Origin of the sequence: Geobacillus sp. B4113_201601 (assembly GCF_001587475.1) — a bacterium.
Classification (GTDB): Bacteria; Bacillota; Bacilli; order Bacillales; family Anoxybacillaceae; genus Geobacillus; species Geobacillus icigianus.
The window spans coordinates 50921-67946 of sequence record NZ_LQYX01000121.1; the positions used below are offsets into that span (position 1 = coordinate 50921).

Here is a 17026-nt window from a genome sequence, read left to right on the forward strand (position 1 = left end):
GTTCTGCCAAAAAAGAGGGAAGCCGGGCGCCGCTTGGCGCCTGCGCGTCTTTGAGCGGAGCGGATCATCGGATGAAATGGGGGGAAGCGAATGAACGTGCTCGAACGGTTGAGCTTTTTTGCCTCGCTGTATGATGTGCATGATCATCCCGAGCGGGGCATGTGGTTGCTTTATATCACCGTGCTGTTGCTCGCGGCGTTGGTGTATCGGCTCGGGTTTGCCCGTCGCCTGCCGCTGTTAAAAAACGTCATCATCTATGGATTGCTGGCGCTCGGCTGCACGATTTTAACTTTTTTTGCTGTTTTTTTGCCGGTGGCGGAAGGATTGGCCGTCGCCGCACTCGTATTAATCATATATAAAATTCGGCTGAGGCAGGCGAAAGAGGGAGAAAGGTGAGATCCGTGGAAGATGTTCTTGGCCATTGGCTGACCATCCATATTGTCTCCACCGCTCGTCCGCACGATGCCGCGGCGCGCGAAACCGCTTCCTTTTTCCGCTCGCTGCTTGCGAGCGATTTTGGCGTCACCGCGGTCGCGGCCGGCAAAGATGAACAAAGCGGGCACTATATTGTCGAATACGAGCGCGGCGGGGAGAAACGTGTCGCCCGGTTTTCGATTGAGCTGGCGGAAGCGATGTGGAGGCAAATGGAGGTCGAGCCGGAAAAATACGGATGGTAACAACACGGCGCTGAAAAGCGAATGCTTTCAGCGCCGTGTTGGTAGTCTGGTTACCAGTCGTCCCCCGCCCGGTGGCCGCGGTAAAAACGAAATTTTCCTGTCGAAAGCCGCCGCTTCGTTTTTTCGCTGATGCGGTCATGGCATTTGTGACACATGTACGTATGGATCGGACGGTTGCGCAGCCGTTTGGCAAGCGGCGATTCATCGTCAATCGTCTCGATTTGATCGCAAAGCACGCATTTGACTCTCATCGTTCACCTCAGGAAAGGGCTAATTTCCCGTTCCATTATACCATAACCGCACCGGAATCGGTTAGCGATTTAAATATTGGTTCGATTGCTTGTTTTGCTGTTCATTGAGCTGCCGCTCCTGCCGTTCGTTCAGCTGTCCATCGTTTTCTTCGGTTGGCGTTGGTGTCGTTTTAAACAAGTCGCTCGGCACTTCCGGCATCACCCGTCCGACAATGTCGGCGATTTCGTTCATGAACGCTTGCACCGGACGGCCATCGTCGATTTGCCTGCCGATGTTGCGCACGCGGGTGTAAAGGTCCGGATCGGCGACAATGATGGCGTTGGCACCGTACGGGTCTTTTTGCAGCGCCTCGGCAACCGAGTATTTGATCGTACCGACGCGCGAGGCATCGACATTGGCGCCGACATCGATGCCGACAATGGCGTATTTGCCGACGACGAGCGCGGCAGCGTCACGGACATTCGGGACGCGGTTGGCGATTTCGGCAAGCCGGCGGGCGATCGCTTGTCCCGATTTCGTTTCCACCCGCTCGTCCACTGTATTTTTCACGCGCACCAGCCTAGAATCGTCCGCTGCCTTGTCGTTTCCTCCGTTGCAGGCGCCTAAAAGCAAACAGCCCACCAACATGAGCAGCCATCCGTTTCGCTTCATCATTTGCCACCTCGACTTTTTTTCTTTAGTTTGCAAATGTCCTTCTATCCTTATACATTTGTTCATAATGTTATACTACAGCTATTCCCATCCGGCGCCGAAGGTGAAAAACGGATATAGGGGGAAAAGAAATTTGGGAAAGAAAATTTATGTGCTGGATACAAACGTCCTTTTGCAAGACCCGTATTCGATTTTCGCGTTTGAGGATAATGAGGTCGTCATTCCCGCCGTCGTCTTAGAGGAAGTCGATTCGAAAAAACGGTATATGGATGAGATCGGCAGAAACGCTCGCCAAGTGTCAAAGCTGATCGATCGCCTGCGCGAAAACGGGAAGCTGCACGAAAAAATTCCGCTGGAAAATGGAGGAGCGCTGCGTATCGAATTGAACCATCGCTCGTTTCACCAACTGCAGGAAATTTTTGTTGAAAAAACAAACGACAACCGCATCTTGGCGGTGGCGAAAAATTTATCGCTGGAAGAGCAGGCGAAAGAAGACGGGCGCTCCGTCATTTTGGTAAGCAAAGATGCGCTCGTGCGCGTCAAGGCTGATGCGATCGGGCTGCAGGCGGAAGACTTTTTGAGCGACCGCGTCGTTGATGTCGATCACATTTACACCGGCTTTTTGGAGCTGTACATAGGAAAGGATCACTTGCAGCGGTTTTACGAGAAAGGGGAGCTTGTGCTCGCCGACCTCGCCGACCACCCGTTTTATCCGCACCAGTTCATCATCATGAAAGATGCGTTTGGCAGTTCGGCATCGGCGCTTGGCATCGTCGACCCAAACGGAAAAAAAGTGAAAAAACTCGTGTTTCAAAACGAGCACGTATGGGGAATTAGGCCTCGCAATGTGCAGCAGACGATGGCGTTCGAGCTGCTCATGCGCGATGACATTCCGTTGGTGACATTAATCGGCAAAGCGGGGACGGGAAAAACGTTGCTTGCTCTTGCAGCTGGATTGATGCAAACCGAAGATTTGCGCACGTACAAAAAATTGCTCGTCGCCCGGCCGATTGTGCCGATGGGGAAAGATCTCGGCTTCTTGCCAGGGGAAAAGGAAGAAAAGCTGCGCCCGTGGATGCAGCCAATTTTTGACAATCTCGAATATTTGTTTAACACGAAAAAGCCGGGGGAACTGGACGCGATTTTGGCCGGCATGAGCTCGATCGAGGTGGAAGCCCTCACCTATATTCGCGGCCGGAGCCTGCCCGAGCAGTTTATTATCATCGATGAAGCGCAAAATTTAACGAAGCATGAAGTGAAGACGATTTTGACACGGGTTGGCGAGAAAAGCAAAATCATTTTAATGGGCGATCCGGAACAGATCGACCATCCATATTTGGATGAATATAATAACGGGTTGACGTACGTCGTCGAAACGTTTAAAGACCAAAAAATCGCCGGACATATCCGCCTTATCAAAGGAGAGCGCTCAGCGCTCGCCCAGCTGGCTGCTGATTTGCTGTAAAAGGTTGGTGAAAAACCGCTGATTCTGTTCATCAATGGAAGAATGAGGGGAAGATCGATGTAACTAGGTTTTTTCAAAAAATGACATCGCAAAGCCGTATCTGCGATCAGATCACCAGCCTCCTAGCGGCGTAGGGAGCGCCGACCACAGACGGCCGCGGCGGCGCCCCTTGACAGCCGCTGTTCCCGTCAACGGACGACAAGCCGACGCACGTGGGTGATGGGCGCTTGGCGGTTGGAGCCGTCTCCGAAATAAATGTGCACCGGCCCGTCATCGCGCAGCGGCTTCCCGTTTTTCGAAAACGCAAAAATCAACTCGTACGCCTGTTCCAGCGGGATCGCGATCTCCTCGGTTTCCGTTATGATGACTAACTCCGACGCGTCCTCATGCGGCTCGGCGTTGCGCAAAAACGGAGCGAACGGCATGGCGAACGAACCGGTGACGATTTTCTCTTTCAAAAAGCGCCGCTCCGTTTTCAACGTCGGAGGAAAGACGGCGCCCTCCTGAATCTCCCGATCCCAGAAAGCGGACAGCTTTTTCATTTCCTCTTCGTCCTGCTCCGCTTGATCGACCTTTGGTTTTGGCTCTGAAAAATAGGTGTCCAAGTCAATTTTCCGGTCGTCGAAAATCCAAACGCCCGGGTCGAGCGTGATCGTAAAGCGCACGTTTCCTGTCAGCACGATAATCTCACTCATCAAGCATCCTCTCCTCTGCATGTCCCGACTGTTTCTTATAATAAAATAAAACTGAGCGTTTGTCATGTTCGAAGCGAAACCGCTGTCAACGGTTTCAACTTGCAAAATGGGTTGTTTCACGTTAAGATTTAAAGAAGGATAGGGGAGAGAACGGAGGGATGGATGTGACGAACGAAGCGATGAGCCATCGTGAAAAAGCGTACGCGCTTTTGCAGGCAGATGCCGAAAAAATTATCCAGCTCATCCGCGTGCAAATGGACCATTTGACGATGCCGCAATGTCCCGTCTATGAAGAAGTGCTTGATACGCAAATGTTCGGTTTGTCGCGGGAAATCGATTTTGCGGTGCGCCTTGGGCTGGTGGAGGCGAAGGACGGAAAGGCGCTTCTTGATCGGTTGGAGCGGGAACTTTCCGCCTTGCATGAGGCGGTAGCGAAAAAGCGCGTGCGATAAGGATACATGACCACTCAAACGGTTGGCGCGTCCATCGTTTGAGTTTTTCTGTTTTTCGGCAGGAAAATGCCATGCTGCTGCGAATGATTTATGTACATACTCGTTTGCGAGGAAGAGGGAAAATGGAACAGCGATTATGGAAAAAAATCATCAAGTGCTATGACTATCCGCTTATTGCCGCCGTCGTGATGCTTTCGCTGTTCGGGCTGATCATGGTGTATAGCGCAAGCATGGTGACAGCGGTCACCGTTTTTGGAGTGTCGAGCGATTACTTTTATGAGCGGCAAAAATTGTGGGTGATCGTCGGTTTAGCTGCTTTTGCGGTGATGATGATGATTCCGTACAAAGTGTGGCGGAACGACCGGCTGGTGAAATTGGTGTTTTTTGCTTCCCCGCTGCTGCTTGTCGCCGTTGCGATTTTTGGCCACACGTCAAACAATGCGACAAGCTGGTTTCGCATCGGCGGGATGTCTTTCCAGCCAGCCGAACTGGCAAAGCTTGGCTTGATTTTGTATTTGTCGGCCGCGTTCGCCAACAAGCGGAAACGGTTGGCTGAACCAGTGAAAAGCAACTTATTTCCCATTTACTATACGCTGTTGATCTGTTTTCTGATCGCCATACAGCCTGACTTCGGTACGGCGGCGATCGTGTTCGTCATCGCCTTGTGCGTTATCGTTTCCTCAGGATTGCGCCTCGGTCTGTTGCTGAAGCAAATGCTGTTTTTTTCTTTGCTCGCTTTCGCCGTTTCGCCGTTTTGGCTGCCGGAAGTCGGCAAAAAAATTTTTTCTCCCGAGCGGATGGGGCGGCTATATAGCTATTTAGATCCGTTTCAGTACGCGGAGACGGACGGCTATCAGCTCATCAATTCATATGTGGCCATCGGGCTCGGCGGCCTGAAAGGGGTCGGGCTGGGGGAAGGGGTGCAAAAATACGGCTATTTGCCGGAAGCGCACACCGACTTCATCATGGCGGTGGTGGCCGAGGAGCTCGGGTTGATTGGCGTCACGTTTGCGCTCGGATTATTGGCGTTTATCGTGCTGCGCGGACTTTGGATCGCCCGCCGTTCGAGCGATGCGTTCGGAAGTTTATTAGCCATTGGCATCTCGGTCATGATCGGCTTTCAAACGTTCATTAACATCGGCGGGGTCACCGGGCTCATCCCGATCACCGGCGTGCCGCTTCCGCTCGTCAGTTACGGAGGGACATCGCTCGTTCTCACGATGGCCTCGCTTGGCTTGCTTGTCAATATTTCCATGTTTGTCAACTATGAACAACGATACCGAAACAACAAACGGGCGGTTCACAGCGAGCAGAAAAGAGGTCTGACTTTTTAGAAAGTGTATTTACAAATCGGCAAAACTTTTATACTTTTATTAAATAAAGGAGAGGAGGGGCAAAATGAGAACGAGACGAATTCACAAAGTGTTGGTGGCCAACCGCGGCGAGATCGCCATTCGCGTGTTTCGCGCTTGCACGGAGCTCGATATTCGCACCGTGGCGATTTATTCGAAAGAAGACGCGGGATCGTATCATCGCTACAAAGCGGATGAAGCGTATTTGGTCGGCGAGGGGAAAAAGCCGATCGAAGCGTACTTGGACATCGAAGGCATCATCGAGATCGCCAAAGCTCACGATGTCGATGCCATCCACCCGGGATACGGGTTTTTGTCGGAAAACATTCAATTTGCCAAACGCTGTCGCGAGGAAGGGCTCATTTTCATCGGTCCGAACGAAGAACACTTGGATATGTTCGGCGATAAAGTGAAGGCGCGCCATGCTGCCATGAAGGCGGGCATTCCCGTCATCCCGGGCAGCGACGGACCGGTCGGCAGCCTTGAGGATGTCGTTCGCTTTGCCGAGACGCACGGATACCCGATCATCATTAAAGCGGCGCTTGGCGGCGGCGGGCGCGGCATGCGCATCGTTCGCTCGAAGGCGGAGTTGAAGGAAGCGTTCGAGCGCGCCAAATCAGAGGCGAGAGCAGCGTTTGGCAGCGATGACGTCTACGTTGAAAAGCTGATCGAAAAGCCGAAGCACATTGAAGTGCAAATTTTGGGCGACCACGAAGGAAACATCGTCCACCTTTATGAACGAGACTGCTCGGTGCAGCGCCGCCATCAAAAAGTCGTTGAGGTCGCGCCGAGCGTCTCGTTGTCGGACGAGCTGCGCGAGCGCATTTGCGAGGCGGCGGTGCAGCTGATGAAAAGCGTCGGCTACGTCAACGCCGGCACGGTCGAGTTTCTCGTCTCCGGCGATGAATTTTATTTCATCGAAGTCAACCCGCGCATTCAAGTTGAGCATACGATCACCGAAATGATCACTGGGATTGACATCGTACAGTCGCAACTTTTAATCGCCGACGGCTTTTCGCTCCACAGCCCGGACGTCGGCATTCCAAAACAGGAAGACATCCGCGTCAACGGCTATGCCATTCAATCGCGGGTAACGACCGAAGATCCGCTCAACAACTTTATGCCGGATACGGGAAAAATTATGGCGTATCGTTCCGGCGGGGGCTTCGGCGTGCGCTTGGACGCCGGCAACGGCTTCCAAGGGGCGGTCATTACGCCGTATTACGATTCGCTGCTCGTCAAAGTGTCGACATGGGCGTTGACGTTTGAGCAGGCGGCGAGAAAAATGCTGCGCAACTTGCGCGAATTCCGCATTCGCGGCATTAAAACGAACATTCCGTTTTTGGAAAACGTCGTGCAGCATCCGAAGTTTTTGTCCGGGGAATACGATACATCATTTATCGATACGACGCCGGAATTGTTTGTATTCCCGCGTCGAAAAGACCGCGGGACGAAAATGCTGACGTACATCGGCACGGTGACGGTCAACGGCTTCCCGGGCATCGGCAAAAAGAAAAAGCCGGTGTTTGACAAGCCGCGCGTGCCGAAGGTGAGCCAAACGGAGCCGATCCCAGCCGGGACGAAGCAAATTTTGGATGAGCGCGGACCTGAAGGGCTCGTTCGCTGGATTCAAGAGCAGCCGCGTGTATTGCTCACCGATACGACGTTCCGCGATGCGCATCAGTCGCTGCTCGCGACCCGTGTCCGCACGATCGACTTGTTGCGGATCGCCGAGCCAACGGCGCGTTTGCTGTCCCACTTATTCTCTCTTGAAATGTGGGGCGGGGCGACGTTTGACGTGGCGTACCGCTTTTTGAAAGAGGATCCATGGGATCGGTTGCTCAAGCTGCGCGAGCGCATCCCGAACGTGCTGTTCCAAATGCTGCTGCGTTCGGCCAACGCTGTCGGGTATAAAAACTATCCGGACAATGTCATCCGCGAGTTTGTGGAAAAATCGGCGCAGGCCGGCATCGATGTGTTCCGCATTTTCGACAGCTTAAACTGGGTGAAAGGCATGACGGTGGCGATCGATGCCGTCCGGCAAAGCGGCAAAATCGCCGAGGCGACGATTTGCTATACGGGCGATATTTTGGACCCGAACCGGCCGAAGTACAATTTGGAGTATTACAAAGCGTTGGCGAAAGAGCTCGAGCAAGCCGGCGCGCACATGTTAGGCATTAAAGATATGGCCGGGCTCTTGAAGCCGCAGGCGGCGTACGTGCTCATTTCCGCGCTCAAGGAAACGGTCGACATTCCGATCCATTTGCATACGCATGACACGAGCGGCAACGGCATTTATACGTACGCGAAAGCGATCGAAGCCGGCGTCGATATCGTCGATGTCGCCGTCAGCTCGATGGCCGGCTTGACGTCACAGCCGAGCGCTAATACGCTCTACTATGCGCTTGAAGGAACGGAGCGGGCGCCGGAGGTCGATAGTTACGGTTTGGAGCAGTTGGCCCGCTATTGGGAAGACGTGCGCAAGTTTTACCAAGAGTTTGAAAGCGGCATGAACGCCCCGCATACGGAAGTATACATGCATGAGATGCCGGGCGGCCAGTACAGCAACTTGCAGCAGCAGGCAAAAGCGGTCGGCCTCGGCGATCGCTGGGATGAAGTGAAAGAAATGTACCGCCGCGTCAACGACTTGTTCGGCGATATCGTCAAAGTGACGCCGTCATCGAAAGTCGTCGGCGACATGGCGCTTTACATGGTGCAAAACAACTTGACGGAGCAAGACATTTTTGAACGCGGCGAAACGCTCAATTTCCCGGACTCGGTCGTCGAGTTTTTTGAAGGCTATTTAGGCCAACCGCACGGCGGATTCCCGAAAGAGTTGCAGCGCATTATTTTGAAAGGGCGCGAACCGATCACCGTTCGTCCGGGCGAGCTGCTTGAGCCGGTTGATTTCGAGCAAATCAAGCGGGAGCTGTACGACAAACTTGGCCGCGAAGTGACCGACTTTGACGCCATCGCCTATGCGCTTTATCCGAAAGTGTTTTTGGAATATGCCGAAACGGTGGAAAAATACGGCGACATTTCGGTGCTTGATACGCCGACGTTCCTGTATGGCATGCGCCTTGGCGAGGAGATCGAAGTGGAGATCGAGCGCGGCAAAACGCTCATCGTCAAGCTCGTGTCGATCGGCCAGCCGCAGGCGGACGGGACGCGCGTCGTTTACTTTGAGCTGAACGGCCAGCCGCGCGAAGTCATCATCCGCGATGAAAGCATCAAAGCGGCCGTCGCTGAGCGCATCAAGGCCGATCGGACGAATCCGAACCACATCGCCGCCACCATGCCGGGCACGGTCGTGAAAGTGCTCGTGGAAAAAGGCGAAAAAGTGGATAAAGGCGACCATTTAATGGTCACGGAAGCGATGAAGATGGAAACGACGGTGCAGGCGCCGTTTGCCGGCGTTGTCAAAGACATTTACGTCAAAAGCGGCGACGCCATTCAAGCGGGAGACTTGCTGATCGAGCTGTCCAAATGAAACTGTTCATCGCGCGCAAAAAGAGGGTGTCCCAAACGGATCGGGACACCCTCTTTCGTTGCTATATAGGTGCTGACTGCTTCTGCCGTACGATCGGTTGTGCCGATCTTGAAGGCAGATACCTTTTCGGTCAGCCCCTTTTGATTTGCGGACGGACGAACGTCATTTCAACGTCGCCGGCGCCGCTTCCCGCGCTGAATGGTCGGCGGCTTTTTCCGGCTTGCGGCGGGTGCGGAGCGCCAAAAGCAATAAATAGCTGAGCACGCCGAACAGGCAGGAAATGAAAAAGGCATGCGCCAAGGCAATGTATAAATTCAGCTGCGTAAACACGACAAGCGCGCCAGTCGTCATTTGCGCAAGCACGAGACAAAGGGCGATCAGCCACCCGTAGTAGATGACCGGCTGCCCGCGATAATGGCGCACAGCATGGATCGCGGCCGCGGCGATCCAGATAATGATGACGGCGGCGGCCAACCGATGACCCATCTGCACCCATTCATGAAATTGAACCGGAAGGATGCGCGTTTTCGTGCACAGCGGCCAGCTCGGACAGGCGAGGCTGGCGTTCGTATGACGCACCAGCGCCCCGGTGTAGACGACGATATACGAATAAATGATGATGCCGTAAATATGAAACCGCATTTGGCCGTCAAGGGAAAGCGAAGCGGCAGTAAACAATTTGTCGATTTCAAAAATCAGCAATGTCAGCAACAGCACAGCGGCGAACGAAATGAGCGAAATGCCAAAATGCAAGGCGAGGACGAAATCGGACTGCCCCCACACGACCGCGGCGGCGCCGATCAGCCCTTGCAAAACGAGAAAGGCGAACGATAGGACGGCCAAAAACTTCGTCTCCCGCACATGGCCAATGGCTCTCCACGTCCAGATGGAAAGGATGAGCACCATGATGCCGGCCAGTCCGGAGACGAGCCGATGGCTCAGCTCAATGATGAGTTCAGGCGTCACGCGGTCCGGCACCCATTGGCCGTTGCACAGCGGCCATGACCGGCCGCAGCCCATCCCGGATCCCGTTTTGGTCACAAGCGCGCCGCCGATCAGGACAAACAGCATCGCCAACGTCGTTGCCGAGGCAAACCATTTTAGTGAACGTTGCAAAATCTTCACCTTCTTGTATTGAGAAATTGGGATTTTGTCCATATTAGTAAAGTAATGGATTTTACCGCAGCCAACCGGGCTGCGAAGCCAAATCTATTTTACACGATGGCGCCAAGAAACACAAAATGACGTTTGCGTATTGAATAAGTTGAATAAGTTTGCTAGAAATATTAATGGGACAAGCGAAAGCGCCGCTTGGTGCCCGCTGATTCAAAAATTTGACACAAATTATTTAAAAAAAGTTCACATGATGAAAACAAAATGTGATTTAATATAAAGAGAAGCAGCATGTGCTAATCGCGAGCTTTGGCTGTTAGGAGGCATCACCGGCCAAGCAGGATAACGGCGCCGTAGGGACGAGGCGGCGCGGCGAGGAGGAACCAGGAACATGGCTGATTTGAAAGCGGTACATCAGACAGTGAACGATCTCGGGCATCGTTCAGAGGCAAGTGTGAAGGCCGTTTGGAGAGAGTTGTCGTCGGTTGTCAAAATCGGGATCGTCAATTCCAATTTGATTACAACGTTCGCCGGGATGTGGCTGGCGTTTTATTTTACGGGAGAGCATTTTTTGGAAAACTTGCATCTTGTCTTTTTTGCGCTGTTTGGGGCGGCGCTTGTCATCGCCGGTTCATGCGCCATCAACAACTATATTGATCGCGATATCGACCGCTATATGGAGCGGACGAAAACGAGGCCGACCGTGACCGGGACGATGGACGCACGGCGCGTGCTTTGGGCGGGGATCGCGCTCGTTTTCATCGGCGAAATGAGTTTGCTGATGACAACGGTTACGGCGGCGATCGTGGGATTGATCGGTATGGTGACGTACGTGTTTTTGTACACGCTTTGGACGAAGCGTCATTACACGGTCAACACGATCGTCGGCAGCATTTCCGGCGCCGTTCCTCCAGTGATTGGCTGGACGGCGGTCGACCCGAATTTTCATGTCGTTCCGCTCGTCTTATTTTTCATCATGTTTTTATGGCAGCCGCCGCACTTTTTGGCGCTGGCGATGAAGCGGTGCGAGGAATACCGCGCTGCCGGCATTCCGATGCTGCCGGTCGTCCACGGTTTTGCCATCACGAAGCGGCAAATTGTCGTTTGGGTAGCGTGTTTGCTGCCGCTTCCGTTCTATTTGTTTTCGCTAGGCGTCCCGTTTTTAACCGTGGCGACACTGTTAAACATCGGTTGGCTGCTGCTTGGGCTTGCCGGCTTTAAGATGAAAGACGATCTGAAATGGGCGAAGTGGATGTTCGTCTATTCGCTCAACTATTTGACGATTTTGTTTGTGGCCATGGTGATCGCCACACTTTGGTGAACAGGGTCAAATTCTTTCTCTAATGAAAGAATTGATATACATTTCTCCACATCAAAGATCAATGAAAGAGGGGTTTGGTGAAGCTATGAAGAAGGGGCTGCGTAACTGGCGCTTATTTTCCTTGTTCGGGATGATGGCGCTGTTGCTCGCCGGCTGTGGCAAGCCGTTTTTATCGACGCTTCAGCCTGCCGGTGAAGTGGCGGACATGCAGTATTCGCTCATGCTGTTGAGCACGTCGATCATGGTGCTCGTCATTATCGTTGTAGCGATTATCTTCGTTTATGTCGTCATCCGTTTCCGGCGTCGCAAAGGGGAAGAAAATAAAATTCCAAAACAAGTGGAAGGAAGCCATAAGTTAGAAATTATTTGGACTGTCATTCCGATCATTCTCTTGCTAATTTTAGCAGTGCCTACAGTGTTGGCAACTTTTAAGCTGGCTGATGTCAAAGCGATGAATGTGAAAAAACGCGATAAAGATGCCGTTGTTGTCAACGTGCGTGCCAATTTGTATTGGTGGGAATTTGAATACCCGGATTATGGCATTATTACGAGCCAAGACTTAGTCGTGCCGACGAATGAAAAAGTGTATTTTAACTTGAGTGCGTCGGATGTCAAGCACTCGTTCTGGATTCCGGCGGTCGGCGGCAAAATGGACACAAACACCGACAACAAAAACCAATTTTGGCTCGTTTTTGACCAAAAAGCGACAGACAAAGCGGGTGGCGTCTTTTACGGCAAATGCGCGGAGCTTTGCGGTCCGTCCCATGCATTGATGGACTTTAAAGTGCGTCCGCTGCCGCGCGATCAGTTTGACGCTTGGGTGAAGAAAATGCAAAACGCGAAAAAGCCGGTTGTGACTGATCCGGTCGCCAAACAAGGGGAAGCGATTTTCAACAAAAGCTGTATCGGCTGCCATGCGGTGACGCCTTTGGATAAACGTCCTGCGCAAGCTCGCACAGCACCCAACTTGGCGAACTTCGGTGATCGCGAACGGATTGCCGGCATTTTGGAACACAACGAAGCAAACTTGAAAAAATGGCTGAGAAATCCTGAACGCGTCAAGCCAGGAAACAAAATGTCAGGTACATACGGCCACTTGACGGAAGAGCAAATTGACGCATTGGCAAAATATTTGATGAGCTTAAAAGTCGAATAAAGGGGTAAAGGGAGGTTTCACTGTGAGCACGATCACTCGCAAAAAGGGTGTTGGCGCCGTTTTATGGGATTACCTGACGACGGTGGATCATAAGAAAATCGCCCATCTATATTTAATTGCTGGCGGTCTTTTCTTCCTGCTCGGCGGCCTTGAGGCGTTGTTCATCCGCATTCAGCTTGCGAAGCCAAACAACGATTTCCTCGTCGGTGGGCTGTATAACGAAGTGCTGACGATGCACGGAACGACGATGATTTTCTTGGCTGCCATGCCGCTTCTGTTCGCCTTTATGAACGCGGTCGTGCCGCTGCAAATCGGCGCGCGCGATGTAGCGTTCCCGTATTTGAACGCGCTTGGTTTTTGGATGTTCTTTTTCGGCGGGTTGTTCCTAAACTGTTCGTGGTTTTTAGGCGGGGCGCCTGATGCCGGCTGGACGTCGTACGCGTCGCTGTCACTTGCTTCGAAGGCGCACCACGGCATTGATTTTTATACGCTCGGCCTGCAAATTTCTGGGTTTGGAACGATTATGGGGGCGGTAAACTTTTTGGTGACGATCATCAATATGCGCGCCCCAGGCATGACGTTTATGCGCATGCCCATGTTCACATGGGCGACGTTTGTGACGTCGGCGCTCATCTTGTTTGCGTTTCCACCATTGACGGTCGGCTTGATTTTCATGATGATGGATCGGCTGTTTGGCGGCAACTTTTTCAATCCGGCCGCTGGCGGCAATACGATCATTTGGGAGCATTTGTTCTGGATTTTTGGACATCCTGAAGTATATATTTTGATATTGCCTAGTTTTGGTATTTTTTCAGAGATTTTTGCGACGTTTTCACGCAAGCGGCTGTTCGGCTATTCATCGATGGTGTTTGCCACCGTACTGATCGCCTTTTTCGGGTTTATGGTATGGGCGCACCACATGTTCACCGTCGGGATGGGGCCGGTCGCGAACGCCATCTTTGCCGTCGCGACGATGGCGATCGCCGTGCCGACAGGGGTGAAAATTTTCAACTGGCTGTTTACGATGTGGGGCGGAAGTATCAAATTCACAACACCGATGTATTATGCGGTTGCTTTCATTCCATCATTCGTTATGGGCGGAGTGACAGGGGTCATGTTATCGGCGGCGGCGGCCGACTATCAGTATCATGACAGCTATTTCGTCGTTGCCCACTTCCATTACGTCATCGTTGGCGGGGTTGTGTTTGCTTTGCTCGCGGGTGCGCATTATTGGTGGCCGAAAATGTTTGGCCGCATGCTCAATGAAACGCTCGGTAAAATCTCGTTCTGGTTGTTCTTTATCGGGTTCCATCTGACGTTTTTCATCCAGCATTTCCTCGGGCTGACGGGGATGCCGCGCCGCGTGTTCACGTACTTGCCGAACCAAGGCTGGGAGACAGGCAACCTTGTCAGCACGATCGGGGCGTTCTTTATGGCGGCCGCTACGGTCATTTTGCTCATTAACATCGTGATCACGACAGCAAAAGGGGAAAAAGTGGCGGGCGACGCGTGGGGCGACGGCCGCACGCTCGAATGGGCGATCGCTTCGCCGCCGCCGGTGTACAACTTCGCGCAAACCCCGCTCGTCCGCGGGTTGGATGCCTTCTGGATCGAAAAAATGGAAGGCAAAAAAGAGCTGACGCCAGCCGAACCGCTTGGCGACATCCATATGCCGAATTCGTCATTTTTGCCGTTTGTCACGGCGTTCGGTTTGTTTGTCGCCGCCTTTGGCTTCACGTATCATAACGATTCCCAATGGGGATTGCCGGTCGGCATTCTTGGCTTGCTCATTACGTTCGGTTCGATGTTCTTGCGCTCGGTGATCGATGATCACGGCTTCCACATTCATAAAGAGGAAGTGCTCGAACTTGAGAAGAAGGGGGCGAACGCCTGATGCACGTGGAAGAAAAACTGACGGCCGAGACGTTCCCGGCCGCGCCGGAGCGCGCCACGCTTGAAGGGAAAAATAAATTTCTCGGCTTTTGGCTCTTTTTAGGCGGGGAGACGGTGCTGTTCGCCTCTCTCTTCGCCACCTATTTGGCGCTCAAAGACAAAACGAACGGCGGCCCTTCGGCGGAAGAGCTGTTTCAAATGCCGGTCGTCTTTATGGCGACGATGCTTCTGTTAACGAGCAGCTTGACGAGTGTGTATGCCATCTATCATATGAAAAATTTTGACTTTAAAAAAATGCAGCTTTGGTTTGGCATTACCGTGCTGCTTGGCGCCGGGTTTTTGGGCTTAGAGATTTATGAGTTTACGGAATACGTACATGAAGGCCATAAATTTACGACGAGCGCCTTCGCGTCCTCTTTTTACACGCTCGTCGGCACGCACGGAAGCCACGTCGCGTTCGGGCTGCTTTGGATTTTGACGCTCATGATTCGCAATGCCAAGCGCGGGCTTGATTTATACAACGCCCCGAAGTTTTACGTCGCGAGCTTGTACTGGCACTTTATCGACGTCGTCTGGGTGTTCATTTTTACCGTTGTATACTTGATGGGAATGGTGGGGTGAACGTATGGCGAACCAAACGAACTCTGGAAATGAACGCGTCGATCTCGCGTACCGTCGCCGGAAAAACGCGGAAGAGATGCGTCACCAAATGATCGCCTTTGTGTTGATGATTTTGCTGACGCTGATCGCTTTCGCTGCCGTTGGGTACGAAGAGTTTTCCCATTGGTTTGTCGTTCCGTTTATTTTGCTTTTGGCCGCCGTGCAAGTCGCTTTCCAGCTGTATTATTTCATGCATATGAGCCATAAAGGCCACGAGTTTCCGGCCATGTTTATTTACGGCGGTGTGGCGGTGATGCTTTTACTTGTTTGGGCGTTTACAACTGTGATTTGGTGGTAAAAAGCAAAGGGGGATCGGGGATTGCCGATTTCCCCTTTTTTTGCAATAACACTGTCACCGCTCCGTGTAGTATAATGGGGAAGGACAGTGAGGAGGGGATTTGTATGTTTTCATCGCTGCAAATGTTTGGCCCCGTTGCTCTTTGGAGCCCGTTCTTTTTCCTTAGCTTGGCGGTGGTCGCGCTGTTGTATGCCGGAATGACCGGACGGTGGCGGAAGCGGTTGGGCTTTGACGTTCCTGTCCCTCGTAAGCAAAAAGTGTATTTTTTTACAGGGATCGCTCTCCTTTACGTATGCAAAGGCTCTCCGCTCGATTTGCTCGGTCATTTGACGTTCACCGCCCACATGGTGCAAATGGCCGTGTTGTATTTGATCGTGCCGCAATGCTTCATCTTAGGCATTCCGGGGCCGCTGTATGAGCGAGTTTTTCGCGTTGCGGCCGTGCGCCGCGTATTTCGGCTGTTGACAAAACCGATTGTGGCGCTGCTTCTGTTTAACGGCTTGTTTTCGCTTTATCACGTTCCGTTCATTTTTGACGCAGTGAAAACGAATATGTGGTTGCACGCGTTGGTGACCTCCGTGATTTTCATTGCCGCGTTTTGCATGTGGTGGCCGCTCGTCAACAAGCTGCCCGATTGGCAGACGTTGTCCGGATTGAAAAAAATGGGTTACATTTTCGCTGACGGTATGCTGCTGACGCCGGCTTGTGCGCTCATTATTTTTGCCGATGCGCCGCTTTATGCGACGTATACCGATCCGAAAGCATGGATGGCGGCGCTGGCTCTATGCGTTCCTCAAGGGACGTTGGCTTCGCTTGACTTGAGCGGGCCGCAAATGTTTTTGTCGATGTCGCCGCTTCATGATCAGCAACTTGGCGGTGTGCTGATGAAAATCATTCAAGAGATTGTGTACGGAACGATGCTGTTTTTCATCTTCAGTGACTGGTATCGGAAGGAGCGGGAGAAAGAGCCGAACTTGGATATGGAGCTGAAACCGACCCAATGATCAGAGGAAAGGGAGAGAAACGATGGCTGTTTTACCGACGATCAGTACAAGCTGCATTGTGATCAGCGCCCTCCTTGTTGCTTACGGCTGGTATTTAATCAGCCGCCGGCGGGTCGAGGCGCATAAAAAAGTGATGCTGACCGCGGCGGTGTTCGCCCTCCTGTTTTTCACGATCTACATGTCGCGGACGTTGTTTATTGGCAATACGAGTTTTGGCGGACCGGAAACGGTGAAAGTGTATTACACGGTATTTCTCGTTTTTCACATCGTTTTAGCGACCGTAGGGGCGGTGTTTGGCCTTGTGACCATTTGGACAGGGCTAAAGGATCAACGGGGTCGCCACCGCCGCTTAGGGCCGGTTACGAGCGTCATTTGGTTCGGCAGCGCCTCGACCGGGGTCGTCGTTTATTGGCTTCTTTACGTGCTTTACCCGGGCGGACAGACGACATCGCTCCTCAAGGCGATTTTAGGTTTTTAGCCGGCCGAATGACGCCGGCCGGCCGCGCTGCATAGCATAGCATAAGCAGAGAATGCAGAGCGGGGGGGG

17 protein-coding genes are annotated in these 17026 nt (G+C 52.6%); 13 read left to right on the top strand and 4 right to left on the bottom strand.

Annotated elements, in window-relative coordinates:
• Positions 1-90: 90 nt before the first annotated feature.
• Together B4113_RS16725 and B4113_RS16730 are read left to right on the top strand one after the other, a co-directional pair.
• Positions 91-396, top strand: coding sequence for a YlaH-like family protein (locus B4113_RS16725; RefSeq protein ID WP_033843447.1), 306 nt, complete (start codon positions 91-93; stop codon positions 394-396).
• Positions 393-677, top strand: coding sequence for a hypothetical protein (locus B4113_RS16730; RefSeq protein ID WP_033022130.1), 285 nt, complete (start codon positions 393-395; stop codon positions 675-677). The genes B4113_RS16725 and B4113_RS16730 overlap by 4 nt, the downstream gene beginning before the upstream one ends.
• Before the next feature lie 50 nt (positions 678-727).
• Here B4113_RS16730 and B4113_RS16735 read toward each other — a convergent pair whose 3' ends face one another.
• Positions 728-928, bottom strand: coding sequence for a YlaI family protein (locus B4113_RS16735; protein ID WP_033022131.1), 201 nt, complete (start codon positions 926-928; stop codon positions 728-730).
• Between the two features lie 61 nt (positions 929-989).
• Positions 990-1580, bottom strand: coding sequence for a YhcN/YlaJ family sporulation lipoprotein (locus tag B4113_RS16740; protein WP_033843448.1), 591 nt, complete (start codon positions 1578-1580; stop codon positions 990-992).
• A gap of 133 nt (positions 1581-1713) precedes the next feature.
• Here B4113_RS16740 and B4113_RS16745 point away from each other — a divergent pair, with 133 nt between their 5' ends.
• Positions 1714-3045, top strand: a complete 1332-nt coding sequence (locus B4113_RS16745) for a PhoH family protein (RefSeq protein ID WP_033843449.1) — start codon at positions 1714-1716, stop codon at positions 3043-3045.
• Between the two features lie 188 nt (positions 3046-3233).
• On the opposite strand, the gene B4113_RS16750 is transcribed toward B4113_RS16745, so the two are convergent.
• Positions 3234-3740 carry a hypothetical protein gene (locus B4113_RS16750; protein WP_033843450.1) on the bottom strand — a complete coding sequence of 169 codons (507 nt, stop codon included), beginning with the start codon at positions 3738-3740 and terminating at the stop codon, positions 3234-3236.
• 164 nt (positions 3741-3904) lie between these two features.
• Here B4113_RS16750 and B4113_RS16755 point away from each other — a divergent pair, with 164 nt between their 5' ends.
• The 3 genes from B4113_RS16755 to pyc all read left to right on the top strand — a co-directional run bounded on the left by B4113_RS16755 (position 3905) and on the right by pyc (position 9034).
• A complete protein-coding gene (locus tag B4113_RS16755) occupies positions 3905-4192 on the top strand; it encodes a YlaN family protein (RefSeq protein ID WP_033022310.1) in 288 nt (95 codons plus the stop codon).
• A 122-nt stretch (positions 4193-4314) separates the two neighbouring features.
• Positions 4315-5526 (top strand): putative lipid II flippase FtsW, encoded by a 1212-nt coding sequence (gene ftsW, locus B4113_RS16760; RefSeq protein ID WP_033843451.1) that lies wholly within the window; start codon positions 4315-4317, stop codon positions 5524-5526.
• A gap of 64 nt (positions 5527-5590) precedes the next feature.
• Positions 5591-9034 carry a pyruvate carboxylase gene (gene pyc, locus B4113_RS16765; RefSeq protein WP_033843452.1) on the top strand — a complete coding sequence of 1148 codons (3444 nt, stop codon included), beginning with the start codon at positions 5591-5593 and terminating at the stop codon, positions 9032-9034.
• A gap of 162 nt (positions 9035-9196) precedes the next feature.
• Here pyc and B4113_RS16770 read toward each other — a convergent pair whose 3' ends face one another.
• Positions 9197-10150 (bottom strand): heme A synthase, encoded by a 954-nt coding sequence (locus B4113_RS16770; RefSeq protein WP_033843453.1) that lies wholly within the window; start codon positions 10148-10150, stop codon positions 9197-9199.
• Positions 10151-10538: 388 nt separating this feature from the next.
• Here B4113_RS16770 and cyoE point away from each other — a divergent pair, with 388 nt between their 5' ends.
• The 7 genes from cyoE (at position 10539) to B4113_RS16805 (ending at position 16957) form a co-directional block, all read left to right on the top strand.
• Positions 10539-11468 carry a heme o synthase gene (cyoE, locus tag B4113_RS16775; protein ID WP_033843454.1) on the top strand — a complete coding sequence of 310 codons (930 nt, stop codon included), beginning with the start codon at positions 10539-10541 and terminating at the stop codon, positions 11466-11468.
• Between the two features lie 85 nt (positions 11469-11553).
• On the top strand, positions 11554-12624 hold the full coding sequence (gene coxB, locus B4113_RS16780; protein WP_033843455.1) for a cytochrome c oxidase subunit II: 1071 nt from the start codon (positions 11554-11556) through the stop codon (positions 12622-12624).
• A gap of 22 nt (positions 12625-12646) precedes the next feature.
• On the top strand, positions 12647-14518 hold the full coding sequence (gene ctaD, locus B4113_RS16785; RefSeq protein WP_033843456.1) for a cytochrome c oxidase subunit I: 1872 nt from the start codon (positions 12647-12649) through the stop codon (positions 14516-14518).
• Positions 14518-15138, top strand: a complete 621-nt coding sequence (ctaE, locus tag B4113_RS16790; RefSeq protein ID WP_033022147.1) for a cytochrome c oxidase subunit III — start codon at positions 14518-14520, stop codon at positions 15136-15138. The genes ctaD and ctaE overlap by 1 nt, the downstream gene beginning before the upstream one ends.
• A gap of 4 nt (positions 15139-15142) precedes the next feature.
• Positions 15143-15475, top strand: a complete 333-nt coding sequence (gene ctaF, locus B4113_RS16795) for a cytochrome c oxidase subunit IVB (RefSeq protein WP_013145877.1) — start codon at positions 15143-15145, stop codon at positions 15473-15475.
• A 104-nt stretch (positions 15476-15579) separates the two neighbouring features.
• A complete protein-coding gene (ctaG, locus tag B4113_RS16800) occupies positions 15580-16479 on the top strand; it encodes a cytochrome c oxidase assembly factor CtaG (RefSeq protein ID WP_033843457.1) in 900 nt (299 codons plus the stop codon).
• A 22-nt stretch (positions 16480-16501) separates the two neighbouring features.
• The gene (locus tag B4113_RS16805; protein WP_033843458.1) at positions 16502-16957 is read left to right on the top strand and encodes a DUF420 domain-containing protein; all 456 of its coding nucleotides are present in this window, start codon (positions 16502-16504) and stop codon (positions 16955-16957) included.
• The last annotated feature ends 69 nt before the right edge of the window (positions 16958-17026 follow it).

Bases quoted from the DNA above. Each gene is read 5' to 3' on its own strand.
- ctaF (WP_013145877.1), top strand. From the start codon at position 15,143: ATGGCGAACCAAACGAACTCTGGAAATGAACGCGTCGATCTCGCGTAC.
- B4113_RS16740 (WP_033843448.1), bottom strand. From the start codon at position 1,580: ATGAAGCGAAACGGATGGCTGCTCATGTTGGTGGGCTGTTTGCTTTTA.
- ftsW (WP_033843451.1), top strand. From the start codon at position 4,315: ATGGAACAGCGATTATGGAAAAAAATCATCAAGTGCTATGACTATCCG.
- coxB (WP_033843455.1), top strand. From the start codon at position 11,554: ATGAAGAAGGGGCTGCGTAACTGGCGCTTATTTTCCTTGTTCGGGATG.
- B4113_RS16735 (WP_033022131.1), bottom strand. From the start codon at position 928: ATGAGAGTCAAATGCGTGCTTTGCGATCAAATCGAGACGATTGACGAT.
- B4113_RS16750 (WP_033843450.1), bottom strand. From the start codon at position 3,740: ATGAGTGAGATTATCGTGCTGACAGGAAACGTGCGCTTTACGATCACG.
- cyoE (WP_033843454.1), top strand. From the start codon at position 10,539: ATGGCTGATTTGAAAGCGGTACATCAGACAGTGAACGATCTCGGGCAT.
- B4113_RS16725 (WP_033843447.1), top strand. From the start codon at position 91: ATGAACGTGCTCGAACGGTTGAGCTTTTTTGCCTCGCTGTATGATGTG.
- pyc (WP_033843452.1), top strand. From the start codon at position 5,591: ATGAGAACGAGACGAATTCACAAAGTGTTGGTGGCCAACCGCGGCGAG.
- B4113_RS16805 (WP_033843458.1), top strand. From the start codon at position 16,502: ATGGCTGTTTTACCGACGATCAGTACAAGCTGCATTGTGATCAGCGCC.
- ctaG (WP_033843457.1), top strand. From the start codon at position 15,580: ATGTTTTCATCGCTGCAAATGTTTGGCCCCGTTGCTCTTTGGAGCCCG.
- ctaE (WP_033022147.1), top strand. From the start codon at position 14,518: ATGCACGTGGAAGAAAAACTGACGGCCGAGACGTTCCCGGCCGCGCCG.